Source organism: Hyunsoonleella rubra (assembly GCF_042684665.1).
In the GTDB taxonomy this organism is placed as follows: domain Bacteria; phylum Bacteroidota; class Bacteroidia; order Flavobacteriales; family Flavobacteriaceae; genus Jejuia; species Jejuia rubra.
The window spans coordinates 58037-73743 of record NZ_JBHULY010000025.1 but is presented as its reverse complement, the minus strand read 5'-3'; the positions used below and the strand labels follow the sequence as shown (position 1 = coordinate 73743).

The window sequence follows — 15707 nt, the reverse complement described above, 5'->3', positions numbered from 1 at the left end:
CGATTAATTAATAGCAATTTTCACATTTATGTCTATCAAGATTACGGGGACGGGTAGTTATATTCCGTCAAATATCGAAAAGAACAAAAACTTTCACAACCATACATTTTTAAATGCGGACGGTTCCTCCATCAATTCTCCAAATGAGGTGATTGTTGAAAAGTTTAAATCTATAACAGGTATTTCTGAACGTCGATACGCCGACAACGATTTAAATTCCTCCGACATAGGCTCCATTGCGGCCGAAAAAGCAATTACCGATGCCGATATCGACCCTGAAACCATTGACTATATCATTGTGGCTCATAACTTTGGAGATGTAAAACACAATACCATACAGAGCGATATGCTACCGTCTTTGGCCTCTCGGGTAAAGCACAATTTGAGAATTAAAAACCCAAAATGCGTGGCTTATGATATCCTTTTTGGATGCCCAGGTTGGGTTGAGGGCTTTATTCAAGCCAAGGCGTTTATCCAGTCGGGAATGGCGAAACGCTGTTTGGTTATTGGCACCGAAACTTTATCTAGAGTGGTGGACAAACACGATAGGGATAGTATGATTTATTCGGATGGAGCGGGTGCTACAATAATCGAAGAAACCAACGAGTATGGTGGTATTTTGGCCCATGAATCGGCCAGCTACACATATGACGAAGCCTATTACCTCTTCTTTGGACATTCCAATAATCCGGGGCTAGACAAGGATACACGCTACATTAAAATGGACGGTAGAAAAATTTATGAATTTGCACTCACAAATGTGCCCAAAGCAATGAAAGCCTGTCTGGACAAAAGTGGAGTGGACATTAAAGATGTAAAAAAGATTTTCATCCATCAGGCCAACGAAAAAATGGATGAAGCTATTCTCAATCGATTTTATCGACTCTACAGAACCGAAATTCCTGAACATGTGATGCCGATGAGCATCCAAAAACTAGGCAACAGTTCAGTAGCTACCGTACCCACCTTATATGACTTGGTAAAAAACAATAAGATGAAAAATCATAGCGTTGAAAAAGGGGATATCGTTATTTTTGCCAGCGTAGGTGCAGGTATGCATATTAATGCTATTGTATATCAAGTTTAACTACTATAGTAAAGCTAATTTCTTAGAAATTATTTGTCCATTGAAAGAAAGCTTTACGAAATATATCCCTTTTGCTTGTCTTTTTAAATGTATATCAGAAGCATGAGTACCGTAATAAACACGCTCTCCTAAAGCATTAAATATGGCTACTTTATCAAAATCAATGCTAGACTTAATTTTTATGACTCCAGAACCAGGAATTGAATAAACTTTTACATCTTGTTCTACTTGCGAAAAATTTGAAGTACTTAAATAAATGCAAAGGCTTTCCACTTCTATCTGCGTTAACTCTCTATTCCAATATCTAAAATCGTCCAATGCTCCCTTAAAATAATTTGCAGGAATACCAATATCTCTGTCATGCCTTCCAATACTTCCAGAGGTGTCAGAATACTTCAACTCTCCTCCAGAACCAGAATATGTACCACTAATTTAAGCACAATCCACATATATCTTCATATTTAATCCCGAACTTACGATAACAACAACATGATGCCATTCACCTACTTCAATAACAGAATTGGAAACGTAAGTTTTCCTGGTCGCCGAAGTGTAGTTACTTGAACCATCCCCATAATTTACAGCATACTTACCCGTTGAAGCCTGAGAATTAAAGACTACTCCTGAGCTTTCGTCTTCTTTGAAAGAGGTGTTAAATACATCTCTATCCTTGTAATCATTACTATCATATCTTATCCAAAATGAAAAAGATACTGGTAAAGCAGGTTTTAACTCCAATAGATTAGGTAAATCAATATAGCTGTCAATTCCGTTGAAAAAAGCGGCCGAAAAGGGGTTCCCAAATCTATCATTTACAAAACTTGTTCTATAATTTGTTCCGTGATACCCATTTCCACTACTATCATCCGCATTTCCATCAAACTTATATTCAAGCAATAACCCATTATTTATATTTTGCGCTAGCGCACCCGTACCTAAAAAAATTAATAACAAAATAATTTTATTCATCTTCTTTTTTCTATGAGGTTTTAATACTTTAATATTGTCAGATATATACTAAAACCAAAATATTAGCTCAGATTTCTTTTATCAATTTTGGGGAATCAAAGTTCTTCTCTAAAATATGGAACTCAAACAAATCATTTACAAAATAATCTACCAAAGGCAAATAAATTATGTCGTAAGAAACCTACTTCTTATACTAAGGTTCATTCTGCCAAAACATTTTCTGCTCCCGCCCGCTGGAAATCTTAAAATAAATTTAGACTTCGGGAAAGTAAAGTTGGCAACTAACCAAACAAGCCATCTTACACAATTGCTTTTTTGGGAAGGGTATAAAAATTTTGAATATTAACAAATATCTGAGAGTCTTTTAAAAAAAGACAAATTTTTAGTGTTATAAGATCAAACATTGGATACCGTTCATTAATTGCTTTGAAAGAAAATCTCCAAATTAAAACCTAAGACTTCGTGCCTTCATTAGCTCCAAATTTCATCTCAGAAAAATTTCATTAAAATATTTAAAATAAAATATTAAGCCTCTTGATGTTGCACTTAGCAGAGCATTAGGAAAAGTTGATTTTTATGAAGTTGACAATGTAAAGCACCTAAATCTTAATTTAGCTGAAGATCTCAATGAAGGCAATAAAAACATCATTATTACCCAATTTAGAATTAAAACCGCCAGATAGCGAACTTATTTTGGTTTCGCCTAATAATAAGCTCATCAAATTTAGCGCCTCCTTGTTTTTTGTTGATTTGATTTAAAGCCTACAGTTGTGAATGTTTCCAATAACCTTTATTTTCGTTTACCAAACTATTCCAATAAAGCGCATTACTTTTCATACATGACAAGCAAAAAACCAATATAATGAATGCAAAATTCTTTATTAATACATTGAAATGCGTATAGGGGTTGTTGTAGATAATGAATTTGAGAATGACCATCGTCTTCAGAAGGAAATTCGGCTATTGATTACCGAAGGCCATACCGTTTCAGTTTTATGTTTTGATTTCGGAAAAGCTTATAAAACCTACGATAGTATTAACGTAAAGAGGGTTAAAATTCCAAAAAAAATCAAGGACTTGCTCGTGTTGCTGAGTACAAGATTTGGGCTATACGAGTGGTTTTGGGAAAAGCATATTTCGAACTTTATTCAGGAATTTCAAGTAGACGCACTACACGTTCATGATTTATACATGGCCAAAGCTGGAAAAAGAGGTATCAACAGAAGTAAATTTACCATTCCCCTTACCTTAGATTTGCACGAAAATTACCCAGCGGCTATTAACTCTTATCAATGGGCTACAAAGGGTTGGCGAAAACTTGTTGTGCAACCCAAAAAATGGTATAAGAAAGAAGAAGCGTATTTGAATTATGCAGATAATCTCGTTGTTTTGAGTAAGTCTTTTAAGGAAAATCTGATTACCCGATTTCCTTCATTAGAAACGACACCTTTTTTTGTCCATCCAAATATGCCCGATTTTGAAAGCTTTCAAAGTTTTGAAAAAAATGATCTTGTTGTCGATTTTGAATCGGAAACACCAACACTTTTTTATTTTGGAGTAGTAGCACAGCGAAGAGGAATTATCGATATACTACCTTGGATTAAAGCATTATTAGAAGGTGGCAAAGAATTCCACACCTTAATAATCGGCCCCGTTGATAAAGCGGACAAATCGGAATTTTACCACTTAATAAATCAGCCTATATTAAGTAAAAACATTACTTATATCCCTTGGGCAGATGTGAAATTCCTTCCTGCTTATCTTAAACAGATAACCATTGGTTTGGCTCCTTTTAGGGTTAACGAGCAACATAATTCGGGTGTGGCCAATAAATTATTTCAATATATGTATGGTGAAATCCCAATTTTGGCAACCAAATGCAAAGCCCAAAAAGAACTAATTGAAAGTGCCAATTGTGGACTTTTGTATGAATGCAAACAAGAGTTCGAGACACAACTATCCAAACTTTTAGACGATAAAACATTAAGGCAGACTTTAGGTGCAAATGGCAAAAAGAAACTTTTGAAACTTTATGAGCTTGAATCGGATAAACAATTTTTGAATATTTATAATGGCCATAAAATTGATTCCCAAAATCAATGATAGAATTTTTATTTACTCTATTTCTTTAAAAGTTGCTTACTTTTATGCACGGATAAACTGCGGAATTAATATCTCTAAACATTAAATTTTGGATTCCCAAACAAATTATTTTGCACACGCTACAGCCGTAATTGACGATGATGTCCAAATTGGTTCTGAAACGAAAATTTGGCACTTCACTCATATAATGGGCCATTCTAAAATTGGCAAACGATGCAACATTGGCCAAAATGTGGTAATATCACCTAAAGTGATTATTGGCAATGGGGTCAAAATTCAAAATAACGTATCAGTTTATACGGGCGTAATTTGCGAAGATGATGTGTTTTTGGGCCCTTCGATGGTATTTACCAATGTTATTAATCCAAGAAGTTTCATAGTTCGGAAAGAAGAATTTATGGAAACCTATGTGGAGAAGGGTGCAACAATTGGAGCAAATGCTACAGTGGTATGCGGAAATCGGATTGGAGCCTATGCTATGATAGGAGCAGGAGCAGTTATCACAAAACCAGTGAAACCCTATGCCCTGATAATAGGAAACCCGGGGAAGCAAATTGGTTGGGTTAGTAAACATGGACACAGGCTTGATTTTAAGAGCGCTGACATTGCCATTTGCCCTGAAAGTGGCTACTCATACAAATTGCATAACGAAACTGTAAGCCCAATTTAGATGATGAAAAAATTTGCAATTATGGGTGTTGCAGGGTTTATCGCCCCTCGCCATTTAAAAGCCATTAAGGAAACCGAAAACGACTTGCTTGTAGCATTTGATCCAAACGACAGCGTAGGCATTGTAGATTCGTATTTCCCTCAAACTCATTTTTTTACAGAATTTGAGCGATTTGACAGGCATCTTGAAAAATTGCGGTTGGAAAAAAATAACCCTATAGATTATGTCTCCATTTGCACACCGAATTACCTACATGATGCACATATCAGATTCGCTCTGCGGAATAGTGCAGATGCGATCTGCGAAAAACCCTTAGTATTAAATCCATGGAATGCGGAAAAGCTTTTGACAATTGAAGAACATTCTGAAAATCGAATTCATACAATTCTACAATTAAGGCTGCATCCTTCCATCATTGCCCTTAAAGAGCGAATCGATAAGGGTGCCGAAGACAGAATTCACGATATTGATTTGACATATATCACTTCCAGAGGCAATTGGTATTACGCTTCTTGGAAAGGGGCATTGGAAAAATCTGGAGGTATTTGCTCAAACATAGGTATTCATTTTTTTGACATGCTGATTTGGATTTTTGGAGATGTAATTAAAAGCACTGTGCATCTTATGGAACACGACCGGGCATCAGGTTTTTTACAATTGAAGGGAGCAAACATAAGATGGTTTTTATCCATAAACCCTGAAACACTACCAAACCATATTAAAGAGGTTGGGCAACGTACTTTTAGGGCCATTACCATTGATAAAGAAGAATTGGAATTTAGTTCGGGCTTTACAGATTTGCATACGAAGTCCTATCAACATATTTTATCTGGTCAAGGTTTTGGGGTAGAAGAAAGTCTAAAATCCATCGAATTAGCCCACTCTTTAAGACATACTCAAAATTCACCAATCATTGGAGAATTTCACCCTCTTGCAAAACTCCCACTCTCAATTCATCCATTTAGCAAATAATTAAAACCCCCACCCTTTATAACTACTAGAAGCCTCAAGTTCAGTCTCAATTTCATCTTCTAACATAGGAAAAAAATCTATTCCGGTAAGCTTTTCAATGTAATCTACGGACTCTACAAATTCATACAATGGCCTATTAGAATCCTTGTGGGGGATTAAAAAGCCAATCATTTTTGGTTCACCGCCATTAAAATCTAAAAGCACTTTATAAAAATAATTAGGAACTGAAACTTCTTCTCTCCCAATGGTCTTTAAATCATCTTTTAAGACACCTCCCGTCACCACAAAAACACCATCATATTTCGAGGCCCAATAGCGCACTTTTTGTTCTAACCTGTTCCAAACACCAGAATTAAATTGATGTTCCTGCGGACTAATATTACTGGTTAAAAATGTTTCATCATGGGCTGATTTGCTAAATCTCCTATCTCCTGCCGGACACAAATGCCCCTTATCAAATCCAGAATTTTTATAGTTTCTCCAACTGGCCGCTCCTGTTTTTACTGCCTTATCAATTTCGAAATACGGACGTTTGTGATTAGTATTTGAAAGATGGGATTTCTTCAATTCATAAGCCACCCATTCCGCCTGCTCATGGGCTTCGCTATAAGATAATGAATAGGTTTCGTGATGCACAATTTGCCCGGTAGTACTTGAGGGCAAGAGGAATGTATTCGTATCAGCTTTAGTTTTTTCACCCTGGCCGACGGTCTCTTTTTTCTCCTCTTCAATCAAAAAATACTCGAAAGCATAAATGCCTAGAATTATCAGCAAAGCGACTAAAGTGAATAGCGTTCGTTTTCTCATTACTTAAAAACAAATTCCAATGGTTGACCTGTAGCTCCATTTGGAAATGCGATGTCCAAAAGCGCGGAAATGGTCGGCGCAATATCTGGTATTACGGTCTTTTGAAGGGTCTCTCCATGCTTGATACCTTTTCCAAAAAACAAGAGGGGTACATGGGTGTCATAATTAAAACCTGAACCGTGTGAAGTCCCTGTTTTTCTAAAATAGATATGACTAGGGTTTGGAACAATCAGAACATCGCCAGAGCGCTTTTGATTGTATCCATTTTGTAATAATGCCTCTACCCCCACAGTAAAGGATGATCTGCTAATTGTAGTTGCAGAGTATACTTTATACACTTCCGTATAACCTATAATTTCATTCACTATGGCCTCCTGAACTTCAATCAAATTCAAACCTAAAGTCTTTATTTTGTCCCTATTCAAGAATATCTGATTGTTGCTCATATTTTCAATTAAATCATCGGCTTGAAACTTACCTTGAAGAAAAGCCTTCAACTGCTTTCTTAAATCTGCATATCTCACATATCCCGCAGGTATTTTTTCGGATTTCAAATAATTTGGCACATGAACGGCACCGTGATCAGATGTCAAAAACACGGTATAATTCCCAATACCAACCTCCTCATCAAGGGCTTTCAGAAAACGCTCCAAATCCTTATCCAATCTCAAATAAGTATCTTGAATTTCTTTTGAATTCACTCCAAATCGATGCCCCACATAATCCGTACTCGAAAAGCTTACCGTTAAAACATCTGTATCGTTATCTTTTCCTAAATTTTCTGCCTTTAGGGCTTCGATGGCAAAATCGGCAAGTATGCTATTTCCAAAGGCGGTCTCCTTTAAAATATCATATCCCATATTTTTATCCATTAACACTTTTAAATCATATGGGAATGTTGGTTCATCCTTTCCACTAAATCCACCTTCAAACTCATTAGAATCAGCTCCACTTTCGGTGTAAGTCGTAATGTCATATAAAGTATTCCACTCTTTAAGATAAGATTCAACGGCACCAGACCTATTAAATTTTTTCACCCATTTTGGCAGTTCTTTCATGTAATAAGTACTCGAAATAAACTTACCTTCATTTTTTCCTCTGAACCAATACGCAGCAGTCGCAGTATGTCCCGCCGGAAAAACAGCACCCCTATCTTTTATGGAAATGCCTATGGTTTTACCACGCATTTGGGTGAATAATCTGTTTTCATCCGCAAAAGTCGTCGTTTTCATTCTGTGGGGAGACATACGCTCTTTTTCCGAAGTACTACCAACCGCCAAAACAGAATCATCTTTTGCGCAGTACACCATTTTTTTTAGTTCCTTATCATAAAAATCATTGGCAATAATACCATGATTCTTAGGGGTAGTCCCTGTAAATATGGATGCATGCCCCGGCCCTGTATAAGTAGGCATATAATTAAAATGATTGTTCTTGCAATTAAAACCTTCTCTCATCAACCGCTTAAAACCACGTTCTCCATATCTATCATAAAACCGAGTGAGGTAATCATAGCGCATTTGGTCAACCACAATTCCAACCACCAACTTCGGCCTTTCTTCTTGTGCCAAAACAAGAAATCCCCATAAAAAAAGTACTAAAACTGAAAATAAACGTTTCATTTTTTAAGTAGATATTTTGAATTCAAAAATAACATATTTAGGGCATCATTATTTTAAATAAAGATTAAATACCCCTAAGTTTTTTTTACTTTAGCACCAATAAAAGGACGTATGACCTACCTGCACAATATAGGCGCATATTTTTTGATGATTGCTGAAATGTTTCGCAAGCCAACCAAGTGGTCAGTAATGCGCCAATTGATTTTGAAGGATATTGAGGACCTTATCATTGGCTCTCTTGGTATTATTGCATTTATTTCCTTTTTTGTTGGTGGGGTAATTACAATTCAAACGGCGCTGAATATTGACAATCCTTTGATACCAAAATACCTGGTAGGATTTGCTACAAGACAGTCGGTGATTTTGGAATTTGCGCCTACGTTTACCTCCATTATTATGGCCGGAAAAGTGGGATCTTTTATCACCTCCAGTATTGGAACGATGCGGGTTACAGAGCAAATCGATGCTTTAGAGGTTATGGGGATCAATTCTTTAAATTATTTAGTTTTTCCCAAAACCATTGCCTTAATGCTCTATCCGTTTGCCATTGCCGTGGGTATGTTTTTGGGCATTTTGGGCGGGATGGCCGCCTGCGTTTTTGGGGGTTACTCTACGCTTACCGACTATATCACTGGGATTCAAACCGATTTTGATACTTTTCATGTAACTTATGCATTTATAAAAACCTTTATTTTTGCTTTTGTACTGGCCACAATCCCTTCATTTTATGGCTATTATATGAAAGGTGGAGCTTTGGAAGTCGGGAAAGCAAGTACCACGTCCTTTGTATGGACCAGTGTGGTTATTATTTTGATAAATTATATTATTACTGGAATGCTATTAGGCTAATGATTGAGGTTACAGATTTACATAAATCGTTTGGAGATGCCCACATTTTAAAGGGTATTACAACCACCTTTGAAAAAGGCAAAACCAATTTGATTATTGGGCAAAGCGGCTCTGGCAAAACGGTGTTTTTAAAGTGTCTTTTGGGGCTTTTTACTTATGAATCTGGCTCAATCTCATATGACGGGAAAGTTTTTTCCAACTTATCTGAAGGCGAAAAGCGGGATTTACGGGCCGATATTGGTATGGTATTTCAAGGTAGCGCCCTATTCGATTCAATGACCATTGCTGAAAATGTGATGTTCCCTTTACGGATGTTTACCAAAATGAGCAAAAGTGAAATGGAAGATCGAGCAGATGTTGTCCTGAAACGGGTCAACCTTCCTGATGCTCACCTTAAGATGCCCAGCGAAGCCTCTGGAGGCATGCAAAAACGTGTTGCAATTGCACGCGCAATAGTTAACAATCCGAAGTATTTATTTTGTGATGAACCCAACTCGGGCCTTGACCCAAAGACGGCTATTGTGATCGATAATTTAATTCAAGAAATTACGGATGAATATCAGATAATTACGGTAATCAATTCCCATGATATGAACTCCGTTATGGAAATTGGAGAGAAAATTGTCTTCCTAAAACATGGGATTAAAGAATGGGAGGGTTCGAAAGACACTATTTTTAAAACAGACAATCAGGCGGTTACTGATTTTGTTTACTCCTCAAACTTATTCAAAAAAGTACGCAAGATGTATATAGATGAAAATCTTTAGCAATTAATTCCCCCACTAAAAATTTTCACAACTCATGACAATACAATCTTTTATTGTCTTTATTATTTAAATTTTCAAAAAGAAATATTTGTGATTATTATCAATCAAAGACTACCCCAAGGTCTTTTGGCGGTTATATAATTTACCCATCCACAGGCCAACACCAGCCCATATTGCCGCAATACCCGCCCCAATTACACCTACTGCGGTAAATCCAAGTCCCAATCCTTCAGTAAGTCCAGTAAAAATCCATGCGGTAGTCATATCTCCACCTCGATAAACCACAATATCAATCACTGGTTTTGCCTTAAATCTTGTTTCCTTGTCCACTTCGGTAAATAGCATTTCACGCGCTGGTTTGGTAACTGCATAGTTTCCTGCCCTACGTGCTACTTGAAGTGCCAAAAGTACCACTATTATTGGGGCAAATGCCAAAACCAAAACGCCGATACATACTATTAAGGGCATAAGTGCAAGCGTAAAACCCATTCCTATTTTTTTGACAAGTCTGGACGTTGCAAAGAATGCTATGGCGAAAGTTAAAACGTTGACAATCCAGTCTATACTACCCAAAATCTGGGTTCTGGTAGGCCTATCATATTCGGCCAGTAAATTCTTCTGTTCAAAATACACAAACGTACTTATCATGGTATAAAGCAAAATAAAGATTCCAATGGCTAAGAGATAAGGATTAGTTACAAAATATTTAAACCCAGCAAACGGGTTTCCGCCAATTTTGTACTTGCTTTTATCTGTTGCTTCATCTTCATTCTTTAATTCGCTAGCTTTAAGCCTAGTTAAAGTGAGTATAATTGGGATCGGAATTAAAAGCAACAATGTTGCTACCAAAATGAGATTGTCCGTTCCTATTCCAGCGAACAAGGTTGGAATCATTGGTCCAATTAAAGCTCCGGCACTGGCACCTGCCGCAATGGTTGCAAAAAGTCTTCGTGCCTGATCCTTATTGAAAATGTCAGACATAAAGCTCCAGAATACCGAAAGATGGAACATGGCAAATACACTTAACCAAACATAAAAGCACTTGTCCACCAATTTACTATCGTCCATAGCAGACATCGAGCAATAAAAAAGAATAAAAGTAATGGCAAAAAACACATAAACACTGGGCACCAAAAACTTAAAGTTCATTTTAGAAACTGCAATTCCGTAAAGTGCTACAACTCCCGTGCTAAGAAAGAAATTTAGTGTCCACAATTGACTCACCTCCGAATCAGACCAATCACTGGCCATGGCATCCCTAGCTGGCCTCAAGATATAATAAGCCAACATTAGAATAAAAACAAATAGAAAAGATAATACCGTCGCTTTTATTTCGTGCGCTTTTATTTCAGAGGTCTTGTTTAGAATACTTTTTAGCATTTTAATCCAATTTACTTAAAAAAACCCTATTCAACTGTCAAAATCCTTGGAAATTGTCATTCCAAAAACTTATGGTGCTTTCATATTGATCACTAATTCCAATACATCGGTATCACTCCTTCGATTCCTAGTTCACTTTTTTGGATTTCGATAAGACTCCGTTTGCAAGCTAAACGAAAAAATATGTGCTTTCAATCCATTGGAACGATACATAAAGTTGTATCGAATTACTATAGCATTTAATAGTCTCTTTCGCTTTAAACTATTGTGCGGGTTCAATTTTATGCCTAGTCCTGCGTTGTAGGTTTGGAATTCTGAAAGGTCAAAGTCAGAGGTATAGAATTCCGAATTGACATCATGCTGCATGAACTCATCAAAATATTTAGAACCCTTTTGCGTATAAAATCGAATGTTGGGCAATAATTGAAATTCCGGTTTAAGTTTAATGACAGTTTCATTTTCAAATGATACGGCAACTATCCCAAAATTATCTGCATACCCGTTCAGTACATTTTTTAAAATGATATTCCCCAAAAGAAATCTGTTCCATTTTACTGCCAGGGCTCCTTTCCAGCGTTCATCTGGCAACTGCTCCACCCCTAATGTGCCATCCGAAAAATAAATACGATGAAACGGCGTTGCCAAAAGGCCTTCCTGATACGTGATTTCGGGATAAAAACCTAGAATGTTCTTTTTATCAATCGGCTTTGATATCCCGAGTCTTAAATTGAAAGAATTCCGTTTTACTTCATCGTACCATTCTTGAAATCTCAATTCTTCGGGATATATCAAATTTGAGGGACCGTAGCTTGTTTTAGAATTCAATCTACCCCAGCGTAAGTCGTCATTGAACATTTGAAATTGAGCGGAATAAGTAGTCAAGGTTTTTTTATCCTCCTTTACCAATCCAATCTTGGTTCCAACGGAAAAATAATCGCTCTCTATAGAAAAACCAATACCGCCGTACAGTAGCATGTTGTGAACTGGAAGATTCTTTTCAAAAGAAGTAAAGGCATAAGTCCTGGCATCCAATCGCGATGCGGAAGACATAATCATATCAATATTATCGGTGGAAGCGGAGGAAATCACATCCGTCCCAAGATTAAAAGAAATGGTATTGGTTTTCCAAGATTTTTTCATGGTGAATGAAGGACCATACACAATTAAGCGCTCCGTACCCACCCCACCTGTAACGGCCGAATTATCCCCATATTGAAGATAATGGTTGTACACCAACTCCACCTCGGTTTTATTCAAACGCTCCTGCTGTGCATTCTCTTTTGCCTGCGCCCTTGCCATCAATTGCATGAAAGCAAAACTCCCGACCATCAAAAGTTTCTTGTTCATACCAAAGTATTAGTTACAGCCACATCCTCCACTACCTTTGGCGCTTCCAGCTGGGGTTGCTCCCTCTCGAATGGATTGCACATAAAGATTGAAATTTTTCCCCGTATCATTTTGCATTTGCATTTCAGGGTCACTTACATATTGCTGTTCATAAGGTTTTACCGCTTTGCAGGACGACAGCAATATTGCTAACAAAAGACTAAGCCACATGATTTTCATAGGCCATTTTTTTAGAGAAAAATAATTGGTTGTCGTCATTTATTATGATGCAATGGGTTTGAGGTAATTGATTAATAAATTCTAATCCCTTGGCAACCCCTTTAACATAAACCGCCGTGGCCAAGGCATCCGAAAGTTCAGCGCTTGGGGATATGACTGTTACACTTTTAATGCCCGACAAAGGCATCCCGGTATGCGGGTTGATATTATGAGAATAACGTTTCCCTTTCCATAAAAAATGCTGTTCGTAGTCCCCTGATGTAGCTACCGAGGCATTGACCAGCGGAATATTCAAAAGAGCTTGGTTCTTCGTATTTGGATTGGCGATACCGATGTTCCAATTAGAGCCATCAGGCTTTTGCCCAAAAGCCGTTAAATCCCCACTGGCATTTATAAATCCGGAGGTAACACCGTGCCCTTTCCATAGCTTTTTTACCCTATCGGATGCATAACCTTTTCCAATAGCATTAAAGCTGATTTTCATAGCTTCTGCTTTAAAAGCTACCTCTAATTTTTCTTTATTCAAACTAATATTTTGAAATCCAACCGAATCCAAAGTCTTTTTTATCAAACCATTAGATGGCATTTCAAAATCAGTGTTCTTAAAATTGAACAGTCTTTTTAAAGGACCAACAGTAATATCAAAATCACCTTTGGTTAATTTTGAAATCGCAATACTTCGCTCAATAAGCGCAAACGTCTCATTATCAACCGACACTGGACGCTTTTCTGCAAAAACATTAATTTTTGAAGTGACCGATGTAGTTTTGTATTCAGAAAGTAAATCCTCGATTCTCTTAATTTCATCAACCCCAATTTTGAGCCAATGTTTTGCCTCTTGCTCATCTTCTGCCACAACGCCCAAACTGAATGCCGTACCCATCAATTTTTCCTTGTGGACAAAAGTTTTCATTTCAAGGCTTTAAGATGAGTTAATATAAGGTCTTGCATTCCCTTAGAATCCTGCTTTTTGTTGTAGAAAAGTTTTCGATAGAGTAAGGTATCGTTCCTCGAAAGAATCAAAGTGGGGAAAATACCATCAAAATTATAACGTTCCGCCAATAGTTCGTTGTTCTTTTTCACTTGACTGTTCTGTTTTGTTCTTTGAGGAAAGTCCACCCTAGTCAGTGTGATTTGTTTTTCATTTAAAAATGAAATAAAAGTTGTATCTGACAGAACATTTTTTTCAAGTCTTCGGCAATTAACGCACCAATCAGAACCCTCAAAAACAAAAAGAGTGAATGTATTTGAAGAGAGCGATGGGTTTGAATAACTACTGGTAGTCATCCAAACTACAATGACAACTACAATTAAAACTAGATTTTTAATAAGGTATCGGGTTTTTGGTCGCCTTAAAATTAAACCTTTTTCTTAAAACGAAATATGGACTGACAATTTTATCCTAGTTCAACCTTTTAACGACTAGGGTATCCAAATCCAATTTAAACTTCAGCCAATTTTCTAGTTTTGATTTATCTTTTGCCCGTGATTCATTATTAGACAAAGAGTCCACCCATTTTACCTCAAAAACCGACAATGTATCCATCTTTGAAAAATTGGAACTGATAACGTTTGAATAGGATATCCTTTCAATGGCATCATAATTTATCTTCATTTCCTTGGTCAATTCATCAAATGCAAAATAGTTTTTTTCTAAAACGGACAATTGTTTCACCTTACTTTCTAAAAAGGCGATCTTTTCGCTTTGCGATAGAATATCCAAAGAATCCCTAGCCCGCAGTTCCTTCATATATTTAAAATTGTCCAGGCCAGTGCTTCTGCTTTGGTTAAATATCAATTGTGTATTTGAAGCCAAGGATGGATAGCTGGACAACCTAGTTCGTAAAACGTCTATTGTGGTTTCAGGGATTTCATCCAAGCCAAAGGAATTTAATAAAATCTTGCTGTCTTCATCACCACCGTATTTATATGACGAATTATTTTTGATGTACTCTGCATGAGGCAAAGCATTCAATTCTTCATCAATAAAAAGTGCTGCATCTCTCTTGAAATTACTTTCTTTATATACATCGATAAACGTGAAACCTGCCGGAATCATGACCACGATGGCTAAAATTGTAGCCACCCTTGAAATCATCCTTCGCTTTTTAGAATTGGCATATCGCAACATTGGAAATCGTAATAACTTCAACACCAAAAAGGTGGCCAAGGCAATAAAAATGGTATTTATAGTGAACAAATACATGGCCTGTCCAAAATAGACGAAATTGGCCTTGGCAAGTCCGTAACCCGCCGTACACAAAGGAGGCATCAAGGCTGTAGCAATGGCCACGCCAAAAATCACAGAGGCAATAGTCCCCTTTTTCGTTCTAGCAATGATGAGTGCCAAACCGCCAAAAAAAGCAATTAAAACGTCCCGAATATCCGGTTTTACCCGGCCTAAAAGTTCTGATGTATCTTCGCTAAGCGGAAAAAATCTGAAGAACAGAAATGCGGTCAATAAACTCAACACAATCATTATAGCCAAGTTGATTAACGACCGTCGCAAAGTGTCAATATCATTTATGGCAATTGAAAGCCCTACGCCCAAAATAGGTCCCATTAAAGGAGAAATTAGCATGGCACCGATTACAACGGCTGTAGAATTGGCGTTGAGTCCCACGGAAGCCACAAAAATGGAACATATTAAAATCCAAGCCGTGGCGCCTTTAAAGGAAATATCACCTTTTATGGCCTGAATGGTGGCATCCCTGTCGGTATCTTCCCTGAAATCTAAAAGTTCATTCAGAAATTTTTTGGTGCTGGCATATAATCCCTGGGCACCTTTTCTAACTTCCTCTTTGGATTCCTCTACTTTTTGCTCGCTATTTTTTTCTTCTGGCTCCTCAGAAAAATTGAATTTACTTTCTTCCATTGTATTTAAATTGGCTCATACCTCACGAATATAAGACAAT

At 37.1% G+C, this 15707-nt stretch carries 16 protein-coding genes; 6 read left to right on the top strand and 10 right to left on the bottom strand.

The window, feature by feature from the left end; all coding sequences use genetic code 11:
- The first annotated feature begins 28 nt into the window (after nt 1-28).
- The gene (locus ACFSR8_RS11060; RefSeq protein WP_380291989.1) at nt 29-1087 is read left to right on the top strand and encodes a 3-oxoacyl-ACP synthase III family protein; all 1059 of its coding nucleotides are present in this window, start codon (nt 29-31) and stop codon (nt 1085-1087) included.
- A 3-nt stretch (nt 1088-1090) separates the two neighbouring features.
- Here ACFSR8_RS11060 and ACFSR8_RS11055 read toward each other — a convergent pair whose 3' ends face one another.
- Both ACFSR8_RS11055 and ACFSR8_RS11050 read right to left on the bottom strand, forming a co-directional pair.
- Nucleotides 1091-1486, bottom strand: a complete 396-nt coding sequence (locus ACFSR8_RS11055; protein WP_380291987.1) for a T9SS type A sorting domain-containing protein — start codon at nt 1484-1486, stop codon at nt 1091-1093.
- 33 nt (nt 1487-1519) lie between these two features.
- A complete protein-coding gene (locus tag ACFSR8_RS11050) occupies nt 1520-2056 on the bottom strand; it encodes a LamG-like jellyroll fold domain-containing protein (protein ID WP_380291985.1) in 537 nt (178 codons plus the stop codon).
- Nucleotides 2057-2950: 894 nt separating this feature from the next.
- On the opposite strand from ACFSR8_RS11050, the gene ACFSR8_RS11045 reads away from it, so the two are divergent.
- The 3 genes from ACFSR8_RS11045 to ACFSR8_RS11035 all read left to right on the top strand — a co-directional run bounded on the left by ACFSR8_RS11045 (nt 2951) and on the right by ACFSR8_RS11035 (nt 5801).
- Nucleotides 2951-4159, top strand: coding sequence for a glycosyltransferase (locus ACFSR8_RS11045; protein WP_380291983.1), 1209 nt, complete (start codon nt 2951-2953; stop codon nt 4157-4159).
- 88 nt (nt 4160-4247) lie between these two features.
- A complete protein-coding gene (locus ACFSR8_RS11040; protein WP_380291981.1) occupies nt 4248-4829 on the top strand; it encodes an acyltransferase in 582 nt (193 codons plus the stop codon).
- A 3-nt stretch (nt 4830-4832) separates the two neighbouring features.
- Nucleotides 4833-5801, top strand: a complete 969-nt coding sequence (locus ACFSR8_RS11035; RefSeq protein ID WP_380292146.1) for a Gfo/Idh/MocA family oxidoreductase — start codon at nt 4833-4835, stop codon at nt 5799-5801.
- Here ACFSR8_RS11035 and ACFSR8_RS11030 read toward each other — a convergent pair whose 3' ends face one another.
- Both ACFSR8_RS11030 and pafA read right to left on the bottom strand, forming a co-directional pair.
- Nucleotides 5802-6608, bottom strand: coding sequence for a DNA/RNA non-specific endonuclease (locus ACFSR8_RS11030; protein WP_380291979.1), 807 nt, complete (start codon nt 6606-6608; stop codon nt 5802-5804).
- A complete protein-coding gene (pafA, locus tag ACFSR8_RS11025) occupies nt 6608-8230 on the bottom strand; it encodes an alkaline phosphatase PafA (RefSeq protein WP_380291977.1) in 1623 nt (540 codons plus the stop codon). Before pafA ends, ACFSR8_RS11030 begins: the two co-directional genes overlap by 1 nt.
- Nucleotides 8231-8341: 111 nt before the next feature.
- Between pafA and ACFSR8_RS11020 the strand changes: the two genes are divergently transcribed.
- Nucleotides 8342-9079, top strand: a complete 738-nt coding sequence (locus tag ACFSR8_RS11020; protein ID WP_380291975.1) for an MlaE family ABC transporter permease — start codon at nt 8342-8344, stop codon at nt 9077-9079.
- The gene (locus ACFSR8_RS11015) at nt 9079-9846 is read left to right on the top strand and encodes an ABC transporter ATP-binding protein (protein WP_380291973.1); all 768 of its coding nucleotides are present in this window, start codon (nt 9079-9081) and stop codon (nt 9844-9846) included. Before ACFSR8_RS11020 ends, ACFSR8_RS11015 begins: the two co-directional genes overlap by 1 nt.
- 111 nt (nt 9847-9957) lie before the next feature.
- On the opposite strand, the gene ACFSR8_RS11010 is transcribed toward ACFSR8_RS11015, so the two are convergent.
- From ACFSR8_RS11010 to ACFSR8_RS10985, 6 genes are all read right to left on the bottom strand, one after another.
- A complete protein-coding gene (locus ACFSR8_RS11010) occupies nt 9958-11226 on the bottom strand; it encodes an NTP/NDP exchange transporter (RefSeq protein WP_380291972.1) in 1269 nt (422 codons plus the stop codon).
- 132 nt (nt 11227-11358) lie between these two features.
- Nucleotides 11359-12573: a DUF3570 domain-containing protein gene (locus tag ACFSR8_RS11005; protein WP_380291970.1), complete on the bottom strand. Its 1215-nt coding sequence runs from the start codon at nt 12571-12573 to the stop codon at nt 11359-11361.
- Nucleotides 12574-12582: 9 nt separating this feature from the next.
- Entirely contained in the window at nt 12583-12792 is a 210-nt protein-coding gene (locus ACFSR8_RS11000; protein ID WP_380291968.1) for a DUF4266 domain-containing protein, read from the bottom strand.
- Nucleotides 12773-13705, bottom strand: a complete 933-nt coding sequence (locus tag ACFSR8_RS10995) for an FAD:protein FMN transferase (RefSeq protein ID WP_380291966.1) — start codon at nt 13703-13705, stop codon at nt 12773-12775. The genes ACFSR8_RS11000 and ACFSR8_RS10995 overlap by 20 nt, the downstream gene beginning before the upstream one ends.
- Nucleotides 13702-14079: a thioredoxin family protein gene (locus ACFSR8_RS10990; protein WP_380291964.1), complete on the bottom strand. Its 378-nt coding sequence runs from the start codon at nt 14077-14079 to the stop codon at nt 13702-13704. The genes ACFSR8_RS10995 and ACFSR8_RS10990 overlap by 4 nt, the downstream gene beginning before the upstream one ends.
- A gap of 115 nt (nt 14080-14194) precedes the next feature.
- Nucleotides 14195-15667, bottom strand: coding sequence for a DUF389 domain-containing protein (locus tag ACFSR8_RS10985; RefSeq protein ID WP_380291962.1), 1473 nt, complete (start codon nt 15665-15667; stop codon nt 14195-14197).
- Nucleotides 15668-15707 lie beyond the last annotated feature (40 nt).

Coding starts and splice junctions, on each gene's coding strand:
- ACFSR8_RS11060 (WP_380291989.1), top strand. CDS start 29: ATGTCTATCAAGATTACGGGGACGGGTAGTTATATTCCGTCAAATATC.
- ACFSR8_RS11050 (WP_380291985.1), bottom strand. CDS start 2,056: ATGAATAAAATTATTTTGTTATTAATTTTTTTAGGTACGGGTGCGCTA.
- ACFSR8_RS11045 (WP_380291983.1), top strand. CDS start 2,951: ATGCGTATAGGGGTTGTTGTAGATAATGAATTTGAGAATGACCATCGT.
- ACFSR8_RS11035 (WP_380292146.1), top strand. CDS start 4,833: ATGAAAAAATTTGCAATTATGGGTGTTGCAGGGTTTATCGCCCCTCGC.
- ACFSR8_RS11030 (WP_380291979.1), bottom strand. CDS start 6,608: ATGAGAAAACGAACGCTATTCACTTTAGTCGCTTTGCTGATAATTCTA.
- pafA (WP_380291977.1), bottom strand. CDS start 8,230: ATGAAACGTTTATTTTCAGTTTTAGTACTTTTTTTATGGGGATTTCTT.
- ACFSR8_RS11020 (WP_380291975.1), top strand. CDS start 8,342: ATGACCTACCTGCACAATATAGGCGCATATTTTTTGATGATTGCTGAA.
- ACFSR8_RS11015 (WP_380291973.1), top strand. CDS start 9,079: ATGATTGAGGTTACAGATTTACATAAATCGTTTGGAGATGCCCACATT.
- ACFSR8_RS11010 (WP_380291972.1), bottom strand. CDS start 11,226: ATGCTAAAAAGTATTCTAAACAAGACCTCTGAAATAAAAGCGCACGAA.
- ACFSR8_RS11005 (WP_380291970.1), bottom strand. CDS start 12,573: ATGAACAAGAAACTTTTGATGGTCGGGAGTTTTGCTTTCATGCAATTG.
- ACFSR8_RS11000 (WP_380291968.1), bottom strand. CDS start 12,792: ATGAAAATCATGTGGCTTAGTCTTTTGTTAGCAATATTGCTGTCGTCC.
- ACFSR8_RS10995 (WP_380291966.1), bottom strand. CDS start 13,705: ATGAAAACTTTTGTCCACAAGGAAAAATTGATGGGTACGGCATTCAGT.
- ACFSR8_RS10990 (WP_380291964.1), bottom strand. CDS start 14,079: ATGACTACCAGTAGTTATTCAAACCCATCGCTCTCTTCAAATACATTC.
- ACFSR8_RS10985 (WP_380291962.1), bottom strand. CDS start 15,667: ATGGAAGAAAGTAAATTCAATTTTTCTGAGGAGCCAGAAGAAAAAAAT.